Origin of the sequence: Stieleria sedimenti (genome assembly GCF_025060895.1) — a bacterium.
GTDB lineage: Bacteria > Planctomycetota > Planctomycetia > Pirellulales > Pirellulaceae > Stieleria > Stieleria sedimenti.
On record NZ_JANZKV010000012.1, the window covers coordinates 66,346 to 87,214 of the forward strand.

Sequence of the window (20,869 nt, forward strand, 5' to 3'; positions counted from 1 at the left end):
AACGTTGTTCAGAAACAAGTTTTGCACATTGAGGCGTACCGATGCATTTCGCTCGAGCCGGAGGCCATGGATTGGCTCTCCTGGTGGCGTTTGCCGCTATTTCTAACACGGCGGCCTATGACGGCAGTGCCGTTTCCACTCTCCAACAGGCGGTCGTTGTCGACGCGACACCGCCCGAATTTGATGGGCTGCCCCGGCACGCCGCGACGGAGCCGGCCCCCGTCGCTCCGGCGTCTTGTCGATGCCAACACAACGTCACGGGGACATGCCTGGATTGGTCCAAGTATCCCGAAACCGTTCGTCCGATGCCTCGGCCGGGAATCTTTTCAATTCCGCCGAGTGGTTGCGGCTACTATTCCGCATTTGATGCGTTGACCGGTCGATGCCGTTCGGGCAAACCGCCGTCGGGGTATGCACCGTTCGCCATCAATGCGTGGCCCTTCTTCGACGCCGACTGGAGGTATGTCGAGAAAGTCCCCGACGCCCAACGCTCAATCGTCGAGCGGATGAAGCGAATCCATTTGACCGACAGGCTGTTGCTCAGCACGGGAGGCGAGTTTTGGCTCCGTTACTCCAATGAGACCAACAGTCGTCTGTCGGGAATGAAGAACGATTACTTGCTCAGCCATGTCCGGCAATACCTGGATGTTTGGTACGGTGACATGCTTCGTGTGTACGGCGAATACGTCTGGGCGGACAGTTTTGGAGAAGAACTGGCGCCTGTCCCGCCGGACGTTGATCGCGGCGACCTTTTGGATCTATTCGTTGATATTCGCCTCGGAGATCTGGCAGGCAAACCGGTCTACTTGCGCGGGGGCCGTCAGGAATTACTGTTCGGTTCACAGCGACTGGTCACTCCCCTGCCGTGGGCGAACAAGCGTCACTCCTTCGACGGTTTTCGGGTGTTCCGCCAAGGGGAATCATTCGATGTCGACGCGTTTTGGACCCACTACGTGCCACCGCAAGCGAGTGAGTTTGATTCGGCCGATGACAATCAGACGTTTGCCGGGCTATGGCTGACTCACCGGCCACAGAAAGGTGAGTCGCGCGACCTGTACTACCTGTTCTACGACAATGAAAACGCGGCAATGCCGTTGGGCATCCGCAGAGCCCCTTTCCAAACCCACACGTTTGGCACACGTTGGGCAGGGAGTCGCGATGGATTCTTATGGGATGCAGAAGCGGCGTTGCAAACTGGACAACAAGGCGATCGAGACTTGATGGCCGGGATGGGAACGCTCGGCTTGGGAAAACATTGGGGCAAGGCATTTTGGTCACCCTCGTTTTGGCTTTATTACGACTACGCCAGCGGAGACAACGATCCGGCATCGGGGACGTCAAACACGTTCAACCAGCAGTTTCCGTTTGGGCACTACTATCTGGGCTGGATGGATCTGGTCGGCCGTCAAAACATCCACGATATCAACGCACACCTTTACCTCTATCCGTCAAAATGGACGACGGTCTGGCTCCAGTATCATCACTTCTACTTGGCCGAAGACCGCGACGCGCTGTACAACGCCGGTGGTGTCCCGTATCGCCGTGACCCGACCGGATCGGCCGGCAACAACGTCGGTGATGAAATCGATCTGGTTATCAATTTCCACCTCACCAGATACTCCGATCTTCTCGTCAGCTATAACAAGCTGTTTGGCGGACGCTTCCTAGAGGAAACTGCCGGGCCCAACCAAGCCTCGGACGCCGAAAGTCTGTATCTGATTTTTCAGCAAAGGTGGTAAGCGACTGCTGCAGCAACCCACCGTTCCACTTTGACTGCCGCGGGCGCATCGCTTAAGAGGCGCCCGCTGATCGCGGGTGTAACTCAGTTGGTAGAGTGACAGCTTCCCAAGCTGTTTGTCGCCGGTTCGAATCCGGTCACCCGCTTTGGTGCGGCTTGTCCTCTCGGGCATGCTAGATCACAAAGTGACTGCGTTCGGCGTCGGCCGCGCGAAGCAGTTCTTGGAGTTTTCGCATGTCGAGCGTGTAGTTGCTGATGCGGTCAAGAATCTCCAACTTTTCGGTGTTGTGGCAAACTTCGGCAGCTTCTCTACAGGGCTCCATGGAATTAACCGGATCGGTTCCGGGAGCGATGTAAACACCGCACCAGCCGGCGAGATCGCGGCATAGATCGTCACGTTGATCTTTTAGTTCCAAATACCTCTGTTCCAACTTCTCGCGAGTATCGCCCGCGATTTGGGAATCGGGTGACATGGCTCTGCTCCTCGAATGCCTGTCGAGAGTGGATCTTCTCGCGTTCAATGAAGGGGCAATTTTCGTGCCAAAGGCGGCAACGCCGTGATCAGGCTGTCCGGCTTCAGGAAAAGCAGGCAACGGCGAATTCTTTTGGCGAGTGCCGTGCATCGACGCACAGTTTTCCGCACCCGCCACGGTCTCGGTGTGCAACCGAACGCCGCTGCTGGTGGTTTGATTTCTTCATCGTGTGATCCCAACATCGCGATCGAGATGGCCGAAAAAGAGCGGGCGGAAAAATGGGAGAGCCGGGAAACGACGGCGACAAGAAGATGCAACGCTCGAAGCAACGTGAGCGGGGTCACTGCGTCGGCCGAAGCCGCATTGAAAATCCTGTTCCCCCTTAAGACCGCCTTTTCGTTGGTCGAACTTAGTGGAGGCTGTAATAGTTGAAATTGTCCTTGCCGACGGCATGGTAACCGGTTCGCCGTTGAATCCTGCCCGCGACCAAATTTCCGTCGATGGTATTGAGACGCGGTGTGAAGGCGCTGTTCGGATCCACTTGCTCGATTAAAAAATGGTGCTGCTGCGTGGCCACGGTGCCGATATCAGCAAGCTGAATGTTCTGCACGAACTGTGGACTCCAGCTGTTCAAAGCAATGGGGCCTCGCGGGGCACCAACGCCCAAATCCCAGCGGATCGACCGCAGACCCGCTTGGTGGTAGCAATAGACGCAGAATATACCGCACCAGCTCTTCTTCTTGCCAGAAAGGTAGGGTTGAGGGCTCCACGCTTTGCTGATCGGATCTTTGAAATCATCATCGGTAAGCGCCACATCTGCCGCGTCTTTGAACATTTTCTGGACCAGATCAAGTCCTTTCGGCCGGCCATCGATCGTTTGCAAAAAGTCGACTTTGCCGACAAGCTTGCCCGCTTCCTCAATGACACGTTTGCGGAAAGCTGCTTTGTCGAGTGTTGTGACCGGAGGAATGCCCAGGATATTTCCCAGCTGCGCGAGCAACTCCGCCCATGTCTGGGGGCCAACAATGCCGTCGATCCCCAAGTGGTGTTGGCCTTGAAACTCTCGGGTTCTGGACTCTGATTTTGCGCCAAAGATTCCATCGGTTACCAATGGCGGCAATGCGGAACGTGCCTGATTCAACATCTGCTGGATCTGTACCACGTCCTCTCCTCGACTTCCGAAGCGAACGATTCGGGCCAATGTCTCATTCATGGTTTCGTTACGTCCAACGAGTGAATTGGGAGACGGATACCGTCAATGCTCTGCCACGCAATTATAAGGCCAAACGAGATTGCCACGCGGAACCGTGTCCACTTGGCACAAAGCCACCTGCTTTGGCGGCAAGCGGGGTGTCTTTCGTTAGCGGAACGGCGCGAGCGGGCTGTCGGTTTTGTGAGCCGCGACGCGTAAGCGGCCGGGCACGGCGACGTTGCCCGAGGCCTGACGGCCAGCCGCTCACCATTCACTCAGCAGAACCCGACTCAATCGACAGCCCGCGTGCCGTCCGGTCTCACCCTAACTTTGCACGCAGGCGAGGGTTTGTTCGGCGATTTCGAATTCTTCGTCGGTGCTGACGACCAGGACTTTCACACGGCTGTCGGATGTTTGGATTTCGCAAATCGGTGGCTCGACCGCGGTGTTCAGAACGGGGTCGATGGCGATGCCGAGCGTTTCCAAGTCGCTGCAGCTGCGGGCCCGGATCTGGGGTGAATGCTCGCCGATACCGGCGGTGAAGGCGACGGCGTCCAATCGCCCCAGCACCGCATGGTACGCCCCCAAATACTTTTTGATTCGATAGACGAACATCTCCACCGCCAAGGCCGCGGCCTGATCACCGTTCGATTCCATCGACAACACTTCTCGCATGTCGTTGGCCCCGCACAGTCCCTTGAGACCGCTCTGCATGTTCAACACTCCGTCCATCTGATCCACACTCATCCCGGATTCCTTCCCCATGTGAATCAGAATCGCGGGATCAAGATCGCCGCAGCGGGTCCCCATCACCAAGCCTTCCAACGGGGTCAAGCCCATCGAGGTGTCCACGCTGACGCCGCCCCGAATCGCCGTCGCGCTCGCCCCGTTCCCCAGATGGAACACGATCGTGTTCAGTTCGGCCAAGGGACGCCCGAGATGGCGAGCGACCTGCTTGGCAACGTAGGCGTGGGAGGTACCGTGAAAGCCATAGCGGCGCATGCCATATCGCTGGTACCAAGTTTGTGGGACGGCATAGCGATACGCATGAGGCGGCAACGTCTGGTGGTAGGCGGTGTCAAACACGGCGACTTGGGGGACCTCCGGAAATGCCGATCGCGCGACCTCCATTCCGATCAGGTTGGCGGGATGGTGCAGCGGCGCGAGCGGCACCAGTTCTTCCATCGTCCGAATCAAGTGGTCGTCGATCAACGTCGGACCGGAGAACGTTTCTCCGCCGTGCACGGCTCGATGACCGATACCGACCAGGTACTGACCGCCGGCAAAGCTTGCGTTTTCTGACAGCGCACGTCGAATCAGGTCCATGCCCTGGCGGTGATCGGGAACCGAAACTTCGATTGAGCGAGACTGGGACGGGGACTTTGGCGTCGACGCCGGTAACGTTTGTTTCAGGCGGCTCTCGCCTTCGCCGATCCGTTCGACGAGCCCGGATTCGAGCGCGCCAGCGGCATCCATGTCAAATAGCTCGTACTTGATCGACGAGCTGCCGGAATTGAGGACCAGGATTTGTTTCACGATTCCGCTCCGTTGCGCTGTGCCTGGATCGCCGTGATCGCGACGGTGTTGACGATGTCGGTGACGGTGCAGCCGCGGCTCAGGTCATTGACGGGTTTTTTCAGCCCTTGCATTACCGGGCCGATCGCCACGGCGTCGGCGGATCGTTGCACGGCTTTGTAGGTGTTGTTGCCTGTGTTCAGATCGGGAAAGATGAAGACCGTCGCGCGGCCGGCGATTTGGCTGTCGGGAAGTTTGGTTTTGGCAACGCCGGGATCGATCGCCGCGTCGTACTGAATGGGACCTTCGATCAATAAATCTGGTCGGGCCTGGCGGACCAGCGCGGTCGCCTGTTTGACCCGCTCGACCTCTTCGCCGCTGCCCGATTGGCCGGTCGAATAGGACAGCATGGCGATGATCGGATCAATACCGAATGCTTTTGCGGTGCCGGCGGAACTGATCGCGATGTCTGCCAGTTGTGCGGGATTCGGTCTCGGGTTGATCGCGCAGTCGCCGTAGACGAGGACGCGATCCTTCAAGCACATTAGAAACACGCTCGAGACGATCGAGCATCCCGGTTTGGTTCGAATCACTTGTAGAGCCGGACGTATGGTGTGGGCGGTCGTGTGTGCCGCACCGGAAACCATTCCGTCGGCGATGCCCTCGTACACCATCATGGTGCCAAAATAGCTGACATCCTGGACCGTATCGTGGGCCTGATCCTCGGTGACTCCCTTGTGTTGACGCAGTTGGAAGAATCGTTGTGCGAACGATTCCCGGTAGGGATTGTCAGTGGGATCGATGATCTCGACGCCGGCCAGGTCGATTCCCGATTCGTCCGCCAGCGTGCGGATCTTGAGCGGATCGCCGAGCAAGACGATCTCAGCGACGTCACGTCGACGCAAAATCTCGGTGGCCCTCAGAATTCGCTCGTCTTCTCCCTCGGGCAACACAATCCGTTGGCGGCGGCGTTTCGCCTGTTCGATCAATTCGTATTCGAACATCGCCGGTGTGACGACGGTCGAGCGTGCGACGTCGATCCGCTCGACCAAGGCTTCGGGATCGATCGATGATTCGAAGACACCCAAGGCGGCTTGGATTTTTCGTTCGTTGTCGGGGGTGATGGCTCCGTCGACGGACATCACGTTTCTGACCGTTTCGTAGGTATCGGTCTCGACGGCAAAGGTCGGAATCAATGGGCGGCGAATGCCCTCGATCAATCGGGTCACGCTTTCGGGAGGACGCATGCCACCGGTCAGCACAATCCCGGAGATTTTGGGGTAGTTGTCCGACGCGACCGTGGCCAGACATCCCAGCAGAATGTCACTGCGATCACCGGGAGTGATCACCAGCTTGCTTTCCTGGACCCGCTCCAGAAAATTGGGCAACTGCATGGCCGCAACCGAGATCGTCAGGATCTCCCGATTCAGATCCATTTCGCCGTCACGAATCGGGACCGCCCCGAGCGCCTCGGCGACCGCGCCGACCGTGGGCGCTTCCAACGTCGGTTCGTCGGCGACAAAAAAGACCGGGTCGTCATAGAGCCAACTCTTTTGCACCTCGCGTCGTACCGCTTCGATGTTGTCGGTTGCGACGCGATTGACGAAATTTGCTGTGACCGTGCAGCCTTCGTCGACCATCGCAATTCTGGTCGAATGCACGGCGCTGCGAACGCTTTCGGGTGACTTGTTTCGTCCCGACAGCACGTTGACGACGGGGGTCCCGAGATGCGTGGCGATCTGCGCGCTCAGGTCGAACTCGAACGCCGATGCGACATCTTCAAAATCGGTGCCCTCACAGAGAACAAAGTCGGACCTCGCTTCAATCGCCTTGTACCTCTCCAAGATGATTCGTAGCAGCACCGACAGTCCTTTCTCGGTCGCGATCGCTTGTGCGTCATCCGAGGTGAACGCATAACTTTCTTCGTAGTCTTGCTTCAGAGAGTACCGGTTGAGCAGCAGCTCGGTATCGTTGTCGCGTTTACCGTTGCCGCGAATGATCGGGCGAAAGAAGCCCAGACGCTCGACGCGTCGTGACAGCACTTCCATGATGCCGAGCACCACGAGGGACTTGCCGCTGTCGGGTTCACCTGCGGCAATGTAAAGGTTTTTGGCCATTGAACTCGATCCGGATGCGTCGATTACGGTCGCTGATGCAATGGTTTTACAGCGTCACCGTCGACAGCAACATCGGGTGTGACCGATTCTTGTTCAGTCACACCCCGGGATGATCTCCAGGACGATCTCCGCAGCGCGGCCGGCGACCACCTTCGGACGCGCGAAGGTGGCGGCGTGGATTCCCGCGTCGGCGTCGCCAAAGAGGACTAGAGATCGACCCAGGTCGAACCGTTGGCCGAACTGTTGACCGCGGCTTGAACAAAGTTCATCCCGTTGAGCCCGTCTTGCACGTTGGCGTACTTGCTGCCGTCACAGCTGAAGGGCTGGCCATCGTTGTAGGCTCGCACATCTTGTTCGAAGCAACGATGCAGGCGTGCATAGGCATCGTGGAAGGCTTCCGGGTGACCGGCCGGGATGTTGGGCTCGGCCATCAGCTCCTCCGGCAAATCGCCGAGGAATCCGTCGTTGGCGGAAACCGCACCGCGGAAATACGTGCGGTCCGGCTGATCGGGCAACAAAATTTTCAGCTGTTCGGGGAACTCCTGGTCCCAGATCAACGTGCCCTTGGTGCCGTTGACTTCGATGCCCAGGTCGTTCTTGTGGCCGATGGCGATCTGCGACGCGCGGACGAGCGCCTTGCCGCCGTTGGACAGTTCGCAGTAGGTCGTGAAGTGATCGTCCAGTAGACGCCCACCGACGAAGGTGACCAGGTTGGCCTGGACCTTGGTGACATCAAGTCCGGTGACGTACCGCAGTTGCATCAGTGCGTGCGTTCCGATGTCGCCGCCACAGCAGCTGATCCCGGACTTTTTCGGATCGACGCGCCACTCGGCCTGGGCGACGCCCGCATCTTCGGTTCGCCCGGCCAGCCAGCCCTGCAAGTAACGTGAATCGGCCCAACGGACCTCGCCCAGTAAACCGCTGGTGACGATGAAGCGGGCGAACCGGCTGGTCCAGTGACCGAGATAGGTGTGTGCGACGCCGAAGGGGATTTTGGCTTCTTCCACCGCATCGACCAACTGCCGAGCTTCGTCGAGATTGAGCGTCAGCGGTTTCTCGCAAAACACGGGAATCCCCGCGCGGACGCATTTGATCGACGGGTCGAAGTGAACATGGTTGGGTGTGACCACGACCACATAATCGACGCGTTCGCCGATCGGTTTTTTGGATTCCACCTCGATCATTTCGTCATAGTTGGTGTATCCCGTGATCGGGTAGTCCCAGTTGGCCGCTTCCTCCAAGGCCACTTTGGGGTCGGGATGCAGTGCCGCGGCGACCACGCGCCGGGTGCCGTCAAAATGAATCGCGCGTTGATGCGGTTGGACGATGAATGCACCACCGCCACCGCCGATCAAACCAACATTGAGGGGTCGTTGACTCATAAGATTCGCTGCCGTGTTTCGATTAGAAAGGAGTCTTGTTCGTTGCCCACCGATCTTGGGGGATGCTAAGTATAGGGCGTGGCGCCAACGGTCAACAAGCCACCGAAGCGGTCACTATTTTTCACCCGCGAGCGCTTCGGCGATATTGACCAGGTGGTCGCGGACGCGTCGGTAGGCAGCCACCATGCGGTTGTACGAGACCAATGAGCGGACTTCGAGCTGTTCTTCCGGCGGTTTGGAAATCACCCCCTTGTACAGCGACTTGGCATGCTTGGTGATCGACTCGCCGTGCGGAAGTGCTTCCACGGCCCCGCCGGCGTGGCCGAGTTGCTCGTAATAGTTGCTGACAAGACTCAGGTAGTCGGACACCATCGTGTGCAACTCCATCAGTTCCTGTTGCTGAGCGTCGGGCAATCGCAATTCGTGTCGTTCGAGGTGGCGATGCGCTTTGACCACCGTTGCGATGCAGTCGCTGATCGATTCGTACTCGTCGACCAGTCGCAGCTGCCGACGGGATTCGGCGACCACATCATGGGGAACATTGCCGACCAACAAGTTGGACATGAAGGTGACGATTTCGTTCTGCATGACATCGAGTTCTTCCTCCATGTCTAGGATTTGTTTTCGTAATTGCTTGCCCGGGCCGTCGGTCTCATGCAGTTCCTTCAACCACGCCATCATCTGCTTGCAGGCGTTGACCATGCGGAGGACTTCGACACGGGATTGCTCGACAGCGACGACCGGGGATTCGAGCATGCGAATGTCGAGATTGGTCAGATGCTCTTCCTCGTCCGACGGCCTCCTGCGATCGGGAATGACCCGTTTCAGTGCCGTCGCGATGTATCCGGCCAGCGGTAGAAACACAATCGTGTTGGTCACGTTAAAGCCGGTGTGTGCCATCGCAATCGCGGCTGTGATTTCAGCGCTTGAGATCACCCCCAGCGTCATGTCCGCGTTGGTGTCGCCCGCGACGACATAGCGAACCAGCATCAGGTAAAAGTGGAACACGGCGGTGATCCAGGCGACGCCCAACACGTTGAAAACGATATGGAAATAGGCCGCCCGTTTGGCGTTGGTGTTGGATCCGAAAGACGCCAACCATGCGGTGATGGTCGTGCCGATGTTCTCACCCAGCACCAGCGCCGCCGCGGTATCAAAATCGATCACGCCGATCTGAGCCAGGCCGATCGTGATACCCAACGTGGCCGAAGACGATTGCACGATGAAGGTCAGCACACAGCCGACCAGGGCGCACTTCAATACGCCCAGGTAGGTGCCGGCATCAAAGGCCTTGAACCAAGCCTCGAACTCGGGCAATTCTTTGACGATCGCGAAACCGTCTTTCATCAGCTCCAGTCCCAGGAACACGAGCCCCAGGCCCATCACGGCCAAGGCACAGTATCGCAGCCGATCTCGCTTGGAAAACAGGTAGAAGAACGCCGCGGCGCCGGCCAACGGAAGGCCGTATTTTCCGATTTTTAAAACCAGGATCCAGCCGGTGATCGTGGTCCCGATGTTGGCCCCCATGATCACGCCGACCGCTTGGGTCAGCGTCATGAAACCACTGTTGACGAACCCCACGACCATCACCGTCGTGATCGAACTGGATTGCACCAGCATCGTGACCAAAACCCCGACCCCGGTCGCCATCAGGCGATTGTCCGTGACGATGCTGATCATCCGCCGCAGCCCGTTGCCCGCGATCGCCTGCAGCCCCTCGGAGAGGTTTTTCATCCCCAACAGAAACAGCCCCAGGCCACCGAGCACCGTGAGAATCAACTTCCAGTAATCGGGTTCCCACAGCTCGACGTAGAACTTGGTGTCGACGGTTTTTCCCGAAGCACTCGTCGCCCGCAACAGGACCTCGCGCTTCTTGGCCGTTTTTCGTTGCCAATTCAATTGAAGCCGGTGTCCGTCGACCACCGCCTCCGCGACATCTTTTTTGCTCCGCAGCACTTCGATTTCGAACGGCTCGTCGCCGATCTCGGTTTCGGCAAAAATTTTTGATAAATCGATCAGCGTGGCGGGGGATCCGAGAAACGCTTTCTGGTCCGGAATCAGCTTGATCGTCAATCCGTTTGAGTCCCCCGGAATCCCAGTCGCCGGGGCGTCCGAGACGTTCTCCGATGGAGTGTCCGTCTGCGGGGCGGCGACAACTGTGCCGGCGAATTGGCCGAACAGGAGTGTGGAAACGAGCAACGCAAGACCAAGGCCCCCCCTCCAACCACGGTAAACCGATCGCAAGCGGGCTGTCGATTTAGTCGATGTTCCGAAATCAATGCCATGATGACAGCCCGACGCGTGAGCGAGGGGCGCCGCGTGGCCCCTTGCTAACGCGTGCGGGCTTAAATCGACAGCCCGCAAGCGTCCCGGACGGCATTGACGCACCGAATCAAGAGGCAGGGGCCGACCGAAGCTATTTCTGGGGTTGCGCGTCACTGTCATGCTTTGTTGTGGTCGAAGGCCGATGAACCGGTGTGGTGTCGACGAGGTGGTGCCGATCAGCCCGTGCGTATTCGCCCATCCGTCTGCCGGCGCGAGTGTCCGAACTGTCCAGTGGCCAAATTGGGGCGAAGCTTGTGTTAAGCTTTGGGGAAATTCACGTGAATCTTAATCTCTTATCGGACCGCCGTGTTGTTGGCTGAAGTCACATCCGACTCGTTGCAGATCGGGCCTCTTTTGATGGGATTGCTCGGCGGATTGGCATTGTTCCTGTTCGGGCTGGAGCAGATGTCCGAATCGCTGAAGTTGATCGCCGGGGACGACTTGAAGAAGCTTTTGGCGAAGCTGACGACCAATCGTTTCACCGCGGCGTTGGCCGGTTCGATCGTGACGGCCATCGTGCAGTCGTCTTCGGTGACAACCGTGCTGGTCGTCGGCTTCATCTCGGCCGGTCTGATGAACTTGACGCAATCGATCGGCATCATCATGGGAGCCAACATCGGTACCACGTTCACCGCCCAGTTGATCGCGTTCAAGATCACCCACTACTCCCTGCTGTTGGTTGCGATCGGTTTTTTTACGTTATTCGGCACGAAGAACGACACCGTCCGTCACTACGGCCACTTGATCATGGGGTTTGGGCTGATTTTCTTCGGGATGCAGCTGATGAATGACGGCACCGCACCGCTGCGTTCCTACACCCCGTTCGTCGACATGATGCACCGGATGGACAATCCGCTCTGGGCGATCCTGCTGGCCGCGGTCTTCACGGCACTGGTGCAAAGTTCGGCGGCGACGACAGGATTGGTGATCACGTTGGCCGAGCAAGGATTTATCTCGTTGGAAGCCGGCATCGCGCTGATTTTCGGCGCCAATATCGGCACGTGCGTCACGGCGGGACTGGCCTCGATCGGAAAACCGCGTGAAGCGGTGCGTGCCGCCGCCGTCCATGTGCTCTTTAACGTCGCCGGCGTCGCGATCTGGTTCGCGTTTATCCCCCAACTGTCCCAGATCGTCACGTGGATCTCACCGGCAAGCCCAGAACTGACCGGTCTGGCACGCGTCGCCGCCGAGACGCCGCGTCAGATCGCGAATGCGCATACGGTGTTCAATGTCGCCAACACGGTCCTGTTGATCGGGTTGACGACTCCGCTGGCGTGGCTTGTCACGCGTCTGGTGCCCGAGAGCCTGGTCTCCAAAGTCGAGCCGGATCACCCCAAATACCTGGACCCGATTTTGTTGCAGACGCCGTCCCTGGCGATGGACCTTGTTCGCATGGAACTGGGCCGATTGGGTGCCGCGGCGTTGCACATGATGCGTGGCGCATTGGAAACCGTCATCCATGGGTCACGCCAAGAAATCGATGCACTTGAGGAACTCGACGATCACGTCGATGCGCTGCACGGAGCCATCGTGACTTATTTGGGGCGACTTTCACAGGAGCAATTGACGGACCGCCAATCGGAGCAGTTGCACGACTACCTGGCGGTGGCGAATTACCTGGAAAGCATCGGCGACATGATCGAATCGAACCTGATCCAGGCGGGGCGCGAACGAATCGCGAACCATTTGACCATCAGCGAAGAGACCGAAGCGGTGCTGAAGGCGTTGAACATCGAGGTGATCCGGGCAACCGAACGGGCGATCCGATCGGTCGTCTCCGGCGACGTCGAGATCGCGCGAGAAGTCTCCGCTGCGAAACCGACCATCAACGCTCTCTCCGACCAGGCCGAGCGCCATCTTTCGTCCCGTCTGGTGGCCAAGGCTCCGAATCGACTGGCCATTTATCGACTCGAATCGGAGATCATGGAATACGTCAAACGGATGTATTACTTTGCCAAACGGATCGCCAAAATCACCATGGCCGACCAGGCGGAAGTCGTTGTCCAGGAACAGCCGGAAGCTGATCAACGGGACGACGTGGCAGTTCGTGATCAGGACCGTGTGGTGTAACCGCTGCGTCACTGTCCGACCGGGTCCGACAAACCGATGTCGATCGGTTCGGCCTGGTTTTCGAAGGCCTGGTCCCACGGGATTTCGAAGCATTCACAGGCGTTGGTCGAGCTTTGTAACTGCCGTACGTGGTCTGGTTTCTGGTGTTTGAAATGATCGATCTGTTTGGCGCGCGCGTCCAGTTCGGCTCGCAAGGGTTCGATCCCAAAGGGAACCGGGTCCGTCGGCGTTTGATTGATTTGTCTTTGTAGGATTTGATTGACGCAGTGCTCGCGAGCGGTTCCGATGCTTTGGTCGAGGATGATTTGTGGCGTGATGAAGACCAGCAATTCGCTTTCACGCGTGGTGGCCGAACGGTGCCGAAATAGTTTTCCGATGTAGGGGATCTTGCCAAATCCGGGGATGGAGCTGCGTTCTGCAATCCGGGTGCGTTGCCGCAGACCGCCCAACACGATCGTTTGATTGTTGGCCACTCGAACGGTGGTTGTCGTCTCGCGTCGGTCGATGATCGGTGCGTTGTCCGGTTCGCTGAATCCGGTCAACAAGCTGAAACGCGGATTGACGACCAATGCGATCGTGTCATCGTCGGCAATGTGCGGGACCACGTTCAACGTCACGCCGGCCTCGCGGAATTCCGTCGTGCCGATGGTGCCTCCCTCCAGCCCTTGCGTCAATTGTTGATAGGGCACCTCGGTGACAATTTGAATTTCCGCCTTCTCGTGATTCATCACGACGACGTTCGGATCGGCCAGCAACCGAGAATCGCCGGCGGTGTCGAGCGCTTGAATGATCGATTGGATGTTCATGTAGCGATTGAGGCTGGTCAGGGTGACCACGCCGTTTGCGCCCGTGGCCAGCGGCGACGTGACGGCATTGACCGCAATCGATTGCGCTGCGGTGCCGGTCGCGGCGGAGATGGACGCACTGTTGACGCCGGAATTCCAGTTCACCCCCAGCCGCTCCAGGTCATCGGTGCTGCAGTCATAGATCAAAGCCCAGATCCTGACCTGTGGGCGCGGCTGATCCAACTCGGCCAGCGCCAACGCGATCCGCTGGACATTGGCAGCCTTGTCGGCGACCACGACTTTGTTTTCAAGCACGACCGCCGTCGCTTGTCCACTCTCGCTCAACAGCGGTGTGATCGCTTCGGTCAAAATATCCGACGAAACGTATTGAGTTTGAAAGACGCGGACGATGTCGCTGTCCGGGGAAGTCGATTTACCATCGATCACCCGCTGCTGAGCGTTCGCCGAACGCTGCTCCTGGCGATATCTCGCGGCCGCGGTCTCCAACGATTCCAGGTGCCTTCGCACGGTGTCGATGCGTTCGGGATAGTCGATCACGACGACCGAGTTGCTCGATTCGACACCATGGGCTCGGCCCTCGGGCGAAAGCATCGATTCGATGGACGACAAGACGTCGCCGGGAGTGCAGTGCACCAAGCCGATGACCTGGGTTTGAAAAAGGGGCAATTGGTCGCCAAGACTCGCCAGCGGTACGATCGCCAGACTGCCGCCGACGACGCGGTAGCCATACCCTCGCGTGATCAGCAGAGAATCCAAGATGTCATAAACGGCCGTGTCAGCGAACGACGCATTGACCGTTCCGGTGACCTCATTGCCAACGACAATGTTCAGCCCACTGACATCGCGAACGGCAAACAGGGCTTCCAGCAACGTGGCGTCGCGGAGGTCCAAACTGAAACGCTTGGACAGCTTGTTCTGGATCTCTGCCGAGACCTCCTTCTTGACCGACAGATCGGTCTGTGCGGAAGCCCCACCGATCAAGCACAGCGTTAGCGCAAAGACAACCGTCGACGCCAATGGCCATCGCGATGCCTTGATCCGCCTTCGTTTGACTTGAACACGCGTGGTGTGGGGATCCAAAATACCTCTCCGTGGAATGGGCCGGTCTGGCGCGAAAACACCGATCGGCGCGTCTGAGCATCCGTGCCCACCTGCTCAATCGAACGTCTCGGCAAGGTTGAACAAAGAAATCTCAACGTCCAAGATCAAATGTCCGTCATTGCCCTCACGCTGCAAGGTCATGTTTGACGGTACGGCAAAACGGTCCAGTCGGGTCAGCGCGATTGTGAGCTTTGTAAGCTCTGCGAGACTTCCTCCGACGGACAACGTCAGTGTCCGCGTCTCCAGCATAAAGTTCGTTTCTTCGGCGTCACGTGAGCCGTCTTCATCGAAGGGATTGTCGTTGACATGCCAGGGGCGAATCACGGGGTGGCTCATCGTCAAACGCCTCACGCGACAGCCCATCTGTTGGGCCAGTTTCGTCACTCGCTCGCGGACTTGTGCGGCCGCGTCGCCGTCCATCATCTGGTTGCTAGCATTCGGCTTCGATTCGACTTCTTTGAGTTTGGCACGCAGCAGATCCAGGTTGGACAACGAGTATGAGATCTCGCGGAGTTCGGTGTTGTACCGCGCCACCTCGGTTCGGCTTCCGGTGTAGTAATCCCATGCGGGAATCACCAACAGCAAGCCTAGCACGACGGCGGTCGCCCACACGATGGTGCCGCGGCGCGGATGATCGAGAAACGCTTGGACGAATGGGTTACCCACGATCAAGTCCTCCGGCGGTGGTCGATGCAACTCGGCTGGACGATTTCGGTTGCTGCTTCGGCTGGACGATCGCCGAGACTTGGAATCGATATTGGGCGCCCACGCTATTTCGAGTCGCGCTGGTGGACTCGAGCGCCACGTGCAAAAACATCCCGGTCTGTTTCAGTCGATCGATATAGGTATAGACGGCTTCACCGGAGTAGCTGGCGCCGCTGATTCGGACCGTCTCATCATTTTCGATCCGTACGGATTCCAACCACGATCCCTGGGGAAGGCTTCGTCCGGCTGTCAGGAACACATCGGCCCAATCGCGAGTCGGAATCCCGGCGGCCAGGGCGTCGACCTGTTCGGCTCGCTGCATCCGCCGCTGCAGGGTCAAGCGAATCCGGTTTCCCTGAGCGTTTTGCAGCGTCAGCGTTTCGATTTGCGCCTCGGTGCGGTGCGCCAAGCGGCGGGTGTGTTGGCCGATCAGAAACAGCGCCAGGGCGATCGATGCGGCCAGCGTGATCGGCCAGGTGTACTGGATCAGTGGAACCCATTGCACCCGACGTCCGGTGCGTAAAGTGGACACCAAATCGTTGGTTTCTTCGGCAAACCTTGCGTCATTGTTCAGCCGTGCCAGTCCGATCGCCGCGATCGTGCCGGAGTCTTCCGAGAGTTCGCCTTGCACCTGAAACCCTTCGCACAACTCTTCCATCGGAAAACGTTGGCGCCCCAGGATCGAAGGTTCATCGAGACTTTGATCCAGTGATTCGTGGTCGGAATGTGTTTGGGTAACAAACAATGTCGACAAGTCGGCCGACGCGGTGGGCAATTGAGCATGGATATAACGCCGCAAACACTTCAAGTGTCGCTGGACGATCGATCCATGGGTCACCGACGCCTCTGGAATCGCCGGACGGTAATCCAACAACAGCCGGCCTTGGTAGGAGATGCCAAGGTCAACGCGGCCCAACTCTTCGACCATAAACAAGACCGGCACTTGGCTGTCTTTTTCATAGGCGTGCAGGATTCGGCACAGGACCAACATGCTGTGTTCCAGATGGGCCAAACGCATCCCGGCCGACTGAACCGCCGCGGCGATCGCGTCGACCATTTGCCGAATCGCGATGGTGACGCAGACACGTTTCCGTTTGGCGTCGATGCGATGGGTGCTCTGGCAGCTGACCTTGCTGCCCAAACCCATCCCGATATAGCGCTGAGTCCGGTGCGTCAGTTCGCGAATTTCGTTGTCGACTTCTTCGTTGTCCCCGGCGACCACGCGGGTCACGCAGGGGTTGCCGCCCAGTCCGACCGTGACGGCTTGTCCGCCGAGGTTGTATTTGGACGCCAGTTCGTTGAGTGCATCGGTGAGTGTGCTGTCACTCCAATCACCCTGTCGCGGTCCACTGTCCGCGGGAAACGCGATTCGCTCGACGATCAGCTTCGATTCGCCGCCCGACTTTTCGACGACTGCGATCGCGATGCCCGACGGTGAGACATCCATGCCGACGGTTCGGCTGACACCTTTTCGCCGATCGCGACGGACACGCCGTCGCGGGGACTGGCGCCGTTCAAGCGTCGCGGGTTCGCGATCGGCGGCCTTCAATAAATCGGTTTGCAGTGTGCTTGCCATGGTCGCGTGTTTATCCTCCCTGTTTGACGGTGACGTGAAGTGTTCGCGTGAAGTTCCCCACGGTCCCGGTGGACAACAGATCGACGGTACCGTCCGCACCATCGGCGACGGTCACCCGATAGGTCCATCCGCTTCCGGCCGGAAACTCGGTACCCGGAATCCCGCCCCGCCACGAGATGTCTTTTTCCAGCTGCGCGAATGCGTCATTCAGTCCCGCCTCGGCCAGGTAGCGAGCTTCATCCCACTGGCGTGTGTTCCGCAGTGCCATGTAACGCATCATTTCGGCATCCAGTGTCGCCACCGCCAACGTGCTGACCAGCGTCATCACAAAGATCGCCAGCAACAACGCGGCACCGCGTCGAACGGGAATCGGTCGTGGGAAGGTCGTTGCGTTCATTGACTGACCCGTTGTCGGTTTACCATGATCGGATCCACACCTTGCAACGCGTGGTCCGTTGTGCCACGGCAGATCTGGGCAAGGTCACTGTCGCAGAAACCTGTATGACATGAATAGCGTCGGGGTCATTGGTCGCGGTCACACCATCGGCGTCGAAGCCCGAAAAACTCAGGTCGTCAATTTGTTGAGCGAGCATCGACTCCGACGGATTCGAAAAATCGCGAAACGTCACCACGCCCACCTGTCCGCTGCGATTGGGGTACCACTGCCAGGTCGCGGTCCGGTCGTCCGGCATTTTCAACGTGATGGCGTTGCCGTCGGGCGAGATCGATTCGACACCGACGGCTTCACGTGCCGCGCGAACAAAGTGCCGTGAGGTGGCGTGCATCTGCTGCAACACCGCATACTCGCTATCGATGGTTTCCCAGGATTGGCGGGCGGTACGCATCACCAGCGACAACCCGGTCATCACCCCGGCCAACATGCTGCCGGCAATGACCAGTTCCAACATGCTGACACCGCAGCGTCGCCGGTGAGCAATCGATAAGAACGGTTTTCTACGGATCACTGAACTCGCTCTGGTAGGCGACAAGTTTTGCAATTTTGGTTGCCAGTCTGACGCGCTGCTCGTCTGCGTCGAGCGTGGCGTCGGCATCTTGGTCGTGCCAGACCGTGACATCGATCGTCGCCAGCTCGCCGGGCCGTCCGCCGGCCGCGATCGCATCGGATTTCGAGACTTGGAACCACACGCCGGCCTGTCCGATGCTGCCGAAATTGCCGCGATGGGAATTCAGTTCCCAGTTCGCAGCCGTGTACGCCAACTCCTCTTCCAACTTGCTGGTGCACAAGGCCAGACGCGTTTCGGCCCGCTCCAGGTCTTCCGTGTTGGCGATCCGTGTGCGCGTCAACTTTAGCGCCGGAACCAACGCAATCGTGATGACGATCGTTGCGGCAATCAGCTCGAGCATGGTTTGTCCAGACCGCGGGTTGCTTCTGTTCATGGCGAACCCTCTTGCGTTCGGATCATCCGCGTCAACGGTTCCACTTGGACGGCGAACGAACGATTGGGACCCCGCAGTTGGGCCACAAACGGTTGCGAGCCGACGCCCTCAAAGTCGAACCAAATTTCGCTTGCAGTGGCGGACACGCGGACCCGTTCGGCGACGGGGTGGGGCCCTTCGACGGTCACCCGAGAACCGTCTTGACGCCGCCCGATGACCGCCCAACTGGTCGCGGCCGCCGCGGGGCCTTGCATCACAACGCCGTGCGGATCTCCCGTGCGAATCGCCGCGCGCTGTGCGTGTAGCATTGCCAAGGACAGCAACCTTGCTTCCGATCTCGCTCCCGTGTCGCCGAAGGTGTCACGCCCGAATCGCATCAATGCCGCGGTCGCGAACACTCCCAGCAGTGTGACGACAACCAGCAACTCGATCAGGCTGAGGCCACTTCGTAGACGTCGATGTGTCAACACGGAATCATTCTTGCGCTCGAATGCTACTTGATCACACGGTGCGTTGTTGCATCGAGCTGATACGATGAATTGTCCACCGGGTTTTGCGGGATTCCCTCGGGGAAATACTGAATGTCCGCGGCAATGTCCGACAGGTTCAACTGCGGGTAGCTTCCTTTTTCAAAGTACCAGCGTTCAACCGCAGCATTGATCTCGGCGATGTTTTGCTTATTCACTTCTTGTTGTGCGGCAAGTTTAGAGCTGGAGATACGTGGCACAACGACGGCAGCGATCACCGCGAGGATTGTGACGACGGCCAACAGTTCCAGAAGCGAAAAACCGGATCGTTTGACGTTTCTTGCTCGTTGCATGATGTGCCCTACTTTCGAGGCTATCGGGGGGATCAAATGGCGAATTGAATCGATCGAGTCAATTTCGGCGGGTGTGAAGTTCATCGCTTTGACGGAACTTCGTTGCTCAAAGGTAGGTCAAGGCATCCCGTCGGTTCCCTCCTTTGGCTCAGTGATGATGCCCGTTTACCCTCCCGGTTGATTCATCGATCGTGTATCGCGTTGAGTCCACCGGACATCGCGGCAGACCATCTGGGAAATAGCGGACATTCGAGCCGATGTCCGCAAGGTCCCCCATCGGCCAGCGACCGGTTTCCCGATGCCACAGCGAGACTTGCACCTCGATGACCGCCTTGCGCAGCTGACAGCTACTGTCATTCGCCTGGCGCGCACCGCCGCTGATCCGCGGCACAATCGCGATTGCGATCACGCCCATGACCGCGAGCGCGGCGAGTAATTCGAGCAGCGAAAGCCCGCTGCGTTTGGACCGCCATGATCCCGGTGATGTGATCACTGATTCACCTTTCCGATCAAGTCAAACATGGGCAGGTAGACGGCCAGCAAGATGCCACCGACGGCGACCGCCAAAACGATGGTCAAAATGGGCTCAATCGCACCGACGATCGCATCGGTGCTGTCTTCGACGTCGCGTCGAAGGTGTTTTCGGATTTGATGCGTGACCGGAACCAGGCGCCCCGTCCGTTCACCGACGATCACCAATTGATTCACGACCGCGGGAAACAGATCGCCCTCGCGCTCCAGGGACTGGCTGAACCGTTCGCCGCGGCGAATGGCGGTGTAGAGCCCGAGGATTTTTTCCCGGACATGGCGGTTGCCGATCGCACGCCCGGCCGGCGGCAACGCTTCGGCCAACGTAAATCCGCTTTCCATCAGGTTGCCCAGCACATCGGCGAACTGCAGAATCGCCAGGTTGCGGAACCATTCACCGACGATCGGAATGCGTATCAGATTGCGATCGATCCAGCGTCTCGATTGGGCATTCTTGAATAGCGTGATGATTGCGATCGCCACGACGATCGATAACCCCAGCAGATGGAAGCCATAGACCTGAACGATTTTGCTGACGTCGATCAGCAGTTGGGTGATCGCCGGAAGCGTGGCGCCGGCGTCTTCATACATCTCTTGAAAGGTCGGAATCACGCACAACAGCATGAAGATCACACTGCCAGTTCCCGCGACGACCAGGATCGCCGGATAGGCGAGCTTTTTGAGGATCATCTTGCGGTGCCCCGATGATCGCTCCAGTTGCTCGGTCACCCGAACCAACGCCTGATCGAGTTTGCCAGAACGTTCTCCGACCTCGACCTGGCTGATCAACGTCGGGTTGAACGCGCTGGGAAACGTCTTCATCGCCGCCGACAACGACTCGCCGCCTTTGAGCGCCCGTGAGATCGAGGCCAAAATATGATGGTACTTCTTCAGCGACCGATCGCGCGACACGGTTTCCAAGGCGTGTGTCAATGACACGCCGTTTTGAACCAACGTCGTCAAGTTTCTTAAGAACAGAATCAGGTCTTTGCGTTTGAAGCGGCGCTCGGGATCGTTGCCGAACTTGATCTCGTGCAGTGTCTTCAGCAACGCAAACGATTCGCTCTGGTCGCCACCATTGACGGCACCTGCACCACCGCGGCTCGATGCGGTACTCATTGTG

General features: G+C 58.5%; 19 protein-coding genes and 1 tRNA gene. 4 read left to right on the forward strand and 16 right to left on the reverse strand.

Features of this window, described 5'->3' with window-relative positions; genetic code table 11:
* Window positions 1-41: 41 nt before the first annotated feature.
* Window positions 42-1,739: an alginate export family protein gene (locus NZK35_RS01985; RefSeq protein ID WP_259630924.1), complete on the forward strand. Its 1,698-nt coding sequence runs from the start codon at window positions 42-44 to the stop codon at window positions 1,737-1,739.
* 72 nt (window positions 1,740-1,811) lie between these two features.
* Window positions 1,812-1,884 (forward strand) — tRNA-Gly (locus tag NZK35_RS01990).
* A 27-nt stretch (window positions 1,885-1,911) separates the two neighbouring features.
* On the opposite strand, the gene NZK35_RS01995 is transcribed toward NZK35_RS01990, so the two are convergent.
* Entirely contained in the window at window positions 1,912-2,211 is a 300-nt protein-coding gene (locus NZK35_RS01995) for a hypothetical protein (RefSeq protein WP_259630925.1), read from the reverse strand.
* Window positions 2,212-2,295: 84 nt separating this feature from the next.
* On the opposite strand from NZK35_RS01995, the gene NZK35_RS02000 reads away from it, so the two are divergent.
* A complete protein-coding gene (locus NZK35_RS02000) occupies window positions 2,296-2,643 on the forward strand; it encodes a hypothetical protein (RefSeq protein ID WP_259630926.1) in 348 nt (115 codons plus the stop codon).
* On the opposite strand, the gene NZK35_RS02005 is transcribed toward NZK35_RS02000, so the two are convergent.
* The 5 genes from NZK35_RS02005 to NZK35_RS02025 form a co-directional block, all read right to left on the reverse strand.
* The gene (locus NZK35_RS02005; protein WP_259630927.1) at window positions 2,621-3,424 is read right to left on the reverse strand and encodes a peptidoglycan-binding domain-containing protein; all 804 of its coding nucleotides are present in this window, start codon (window positions 3,422-3,424) and stop codon (window positions 2,621-2,623) included. The two genes, NZK35_RS02000 and NZK35_RS02005, sit on opposite strands and share 23 nt — an antisense overlap.
* A gap of 303 nt (window positions 3,425-3,727) precedes the next feature.
* Window positions 3,728-4,939, reverse strand: coding sequence for an acetate/propionate family kinase (locus NZK35_RS02010; RefSeq protein ID WP_259630928.1), 1,212 nt, complete (start codon window positions 4,937-4,939; stop codon window positions 3,728-3,730).
* Window positions 4,936-7,035, reverse strand: a complete 2,100-nt coding sequence (gene pta, locus NZK35_RS02015) for a phosphate acetyltransferase (RefSeq protein ID WP_259630929.1) — start codon at window positions 7,033-7,035, stop codon at window positions 4,936-4,938. The genes NZK35_RS02010 and pta overlap by 4 nt, the downstream gene beginning before the upstream one ends.
* 206 nt (window positions 7,036-7,241) lie before the next feature.
* Entirely contained in the window at window positions 7,242-8,417 is a 1,176-nt protein-coding gene (locus NZK35_RS02020; protein WP_259630930.1) for a Gfo/Idh/MocA family protein, read from the reverse strand.
* 114 nt (window positions 8,418-8,531) lie between these two features.
* On the reverse strand, window positions 8,532-10,616 hold the full coding sequence (locus NZK35_RS02025) for a Na/Pi cotransporter family protein (protein ID WP_259630931.1): 2,085 nt from the start codon (window positions 10,614-10,616) through the stop codon (window positions 8,532-8,534).
* 432 nt (window positions 10,617-11,048) lie between these two features.
* On the opposite strand from NZK35_RS02025, the gene NZK35_RS02030 reads away from it, so the two are divergent.
* Entirely contained in the window at window positions 11,049-12,812 is a 1,764-nt protein-coding gene (locus NZK35_RS02030; protein ID WP_259630932.1) for a Na/Pi cotransporter family protein, read from the forward strand.
* Between the two features lie 8 nt (window positions 12,813-12,820).
* On the opposite strand, the gene NZK35_RS02035 is transcribed toward NZK35_RS02030, so the two are convergent.
* The 10 genes from NZK35_RS02035 to NZK35_RS02080 form a co-directional block, all read right to left on the reverse strand.
* Window positions 12,821-14,698, reverse strand: coding sequence for a hypothetical protein (locus tag NZK35_RS02035; RefSeq protein WP_259630933.1), 1,878 nt, complete (start codon window positions 14,696-14,698; stop codon window positions 12,821-12,823).
* A gap of 75 nt (window positions 14,699-14,773) precedes the next feature.
* Complete coding sequence (locus NZK35_RS02040) at window positions 14,774-15,385, reverse strand: hypothetical protein (protein WP_259630934.1); 612 nt, start codon at window positions 15,383-15,385, stop codon at window positions 14,774-14,776.
* Entirely contained in the window at window positions 15,378-17,000 is a 1,623-nt protein-coding gene (locus tag NZK35_RS02045) for a PilN domain-containing protein (protein WP_259630935.1), read from the reverse strand. Before NZK35_RS02045 ends, NZK35_RS02040 begins: the two co-directional genes overlap by 8 nt.
* A 10-nt stretch (window positions 17,001-17,010) precedes the next feature.
* On the reverse strand, window positions 17,011-17,397 hold the full coding sequence (locus NZK35_RS02050; RefSeq protein WP_259630936.1) for a hypothetical protein: 387 nt from the start codon (window positions 17,395-17,397) through the stop codon (window positions 17,011-17,013).
* 19 nt (window positions 17,398-17,416) lie between these two features.
* The gene (locus NZK35_RS02055) at window positions 17,417-17,965 is read right to left on the reverse strand and encodes a hypothetical protein (RefSeq protein ID WP_259630937.1); all 549 of its coding nucleotides are present in this window, start codon (window positions 17,963-17,965) and stop codon (window positions 17,417-17,419) included.
* Window positions 17,955-18,398 (reverse strand): hypothetical protein, encoded by a 444-nt coding sequence (locus NZK35_RS02060; protein ID WP_259630938.1) that lies wholly within the window; start codon window positions 18,396-18,398, stop codon window positions 17,955-17,957. Before NZK35_RS02060 ends, NZK35_RS02055 begins: the two co-directional genes overlap by 11 nt.
* Window positions 18,395-18,868, reverse strand: coding sequence for a prepilin-type N-terminal cleavage/methylation domain-containing protein (locus NZK35_RS02065; RefSeq protein ID WP_259630939.1), 474 nt, complete (start codon window positions 18,866-18,868; stop codon window positions 18,395-18,397). Before NZK35_RS02065 ends, NZK35_RS02060 begins: the two co-directional genes overlap by 4 nt.
* Window positions 18,869-18,891: 23 nt before the next feature.
* Window positions 18,892-19,218, reverse strand: a complete 327-nt coding sequence (locus tag NZK35_RS02070) for a type IV pilin protein (protein WP_145207256.1) — start codon at window positions 19,216-19,218, stop codon at window positions 18,892-18,894.
* Window positions 19,219-19,366: 148 nt separating this feature from the next.
* Window positions 19,367-19,711, reverse strand: coding sequence for a prepilin-type N-terminal cleavage/methylation domain-containing protein (locus tag NZK35_RS02075; RefSeq protein WP_259630940.1), 345 nt, complete (start codon window positions 19,709-19,711; stop codon window positions 19,367-19,369).
* Window positions 19,708-20,865, reverse strand: a complete 1,158-nt coding sequence (locus NZK35_RS02080) for a type II secretion system F family protein (RefSeq protein WP_259630941.1) — start codon at window positions 20,863-20,865, stop codon at window positions 19,708-19,710. Before NZK35_RS02080 ends, NZK35_RS02075 begins: the two co-directional genes overlap by 4 nt.
* Window positions 20,866-20,869 lie beyond the last annotated feature (4 nt).

Coding starts and splice junctions, on each gene's coding strand:
- NZK35_RS01985 (WP_259630924.1), top strand. CDS start 42: ATGCATTTCGCTCGAGCCGGAGGCCATGGATTGGCTCTCCTGGTGGCG.
- NZK35_RS01995 (WP_259630925.1), bottom strand. CDS start 2,211: ATGTCACCCGATTCCCAAATCGCGGGCGATACTCGCGAGAAGTTGGAA.
- NZK35_RS02005 (WP_259630927.1), bottom strand. CDS start 3,424: ATGAATGAGACATTGGCCCGAATCGTTCGCTTCGGAAGTCGAGGAGAG.
- pta (WP_259630929.1), bottom strand. CDS start 7,035: ATGGCCAAAAACCTTTACATTGCCGCAGGTGAACCCGACAGCGGCAAG.
- NZK35_RS02020 (WP_259630930.1), bottom strand. CDS start 8,417: ATGAGTCAACGACCCCTCAATGTTGGTTTGATCGGCGGTGGCGGTGGT.
- NZK35_RS02045 (WP_259630935.1), bottom strand. CDS start 17,000: ATGGCAAGCACACTGCAAACCGATTTATTGAAGGCCGCCGATCGCGAA.
- NZK35_RS02050 (WP_259630936.1), bottom strand. CDS start 17,397: ATGAACGCAACGACCTTCCCACGACCGATTCCCGTTCGACGCGGTGCC.
- NZK35_RS02060 (WP_259630938.1), bottom strand. CDS start 18,398: ATGAACAGAAGCAACCCGCGGTCTGGACAAACCATGCTCGAGCTGATT.
- NZK35_RS02070 (WP_145207256.1), bottom strand. CDS start 19,218: ATGCAACGAGCAAGAAACGTCAAACGATCCGGTTTTTCGCTTCTGGAA.
- NZK35_RS02080 (WP_259630941.1), bottom strand. CDS start 20,865: ATGAGTACCGCATCGAGCCGCGGTGGTGCAGGTGCCGTCAATGGTGGC.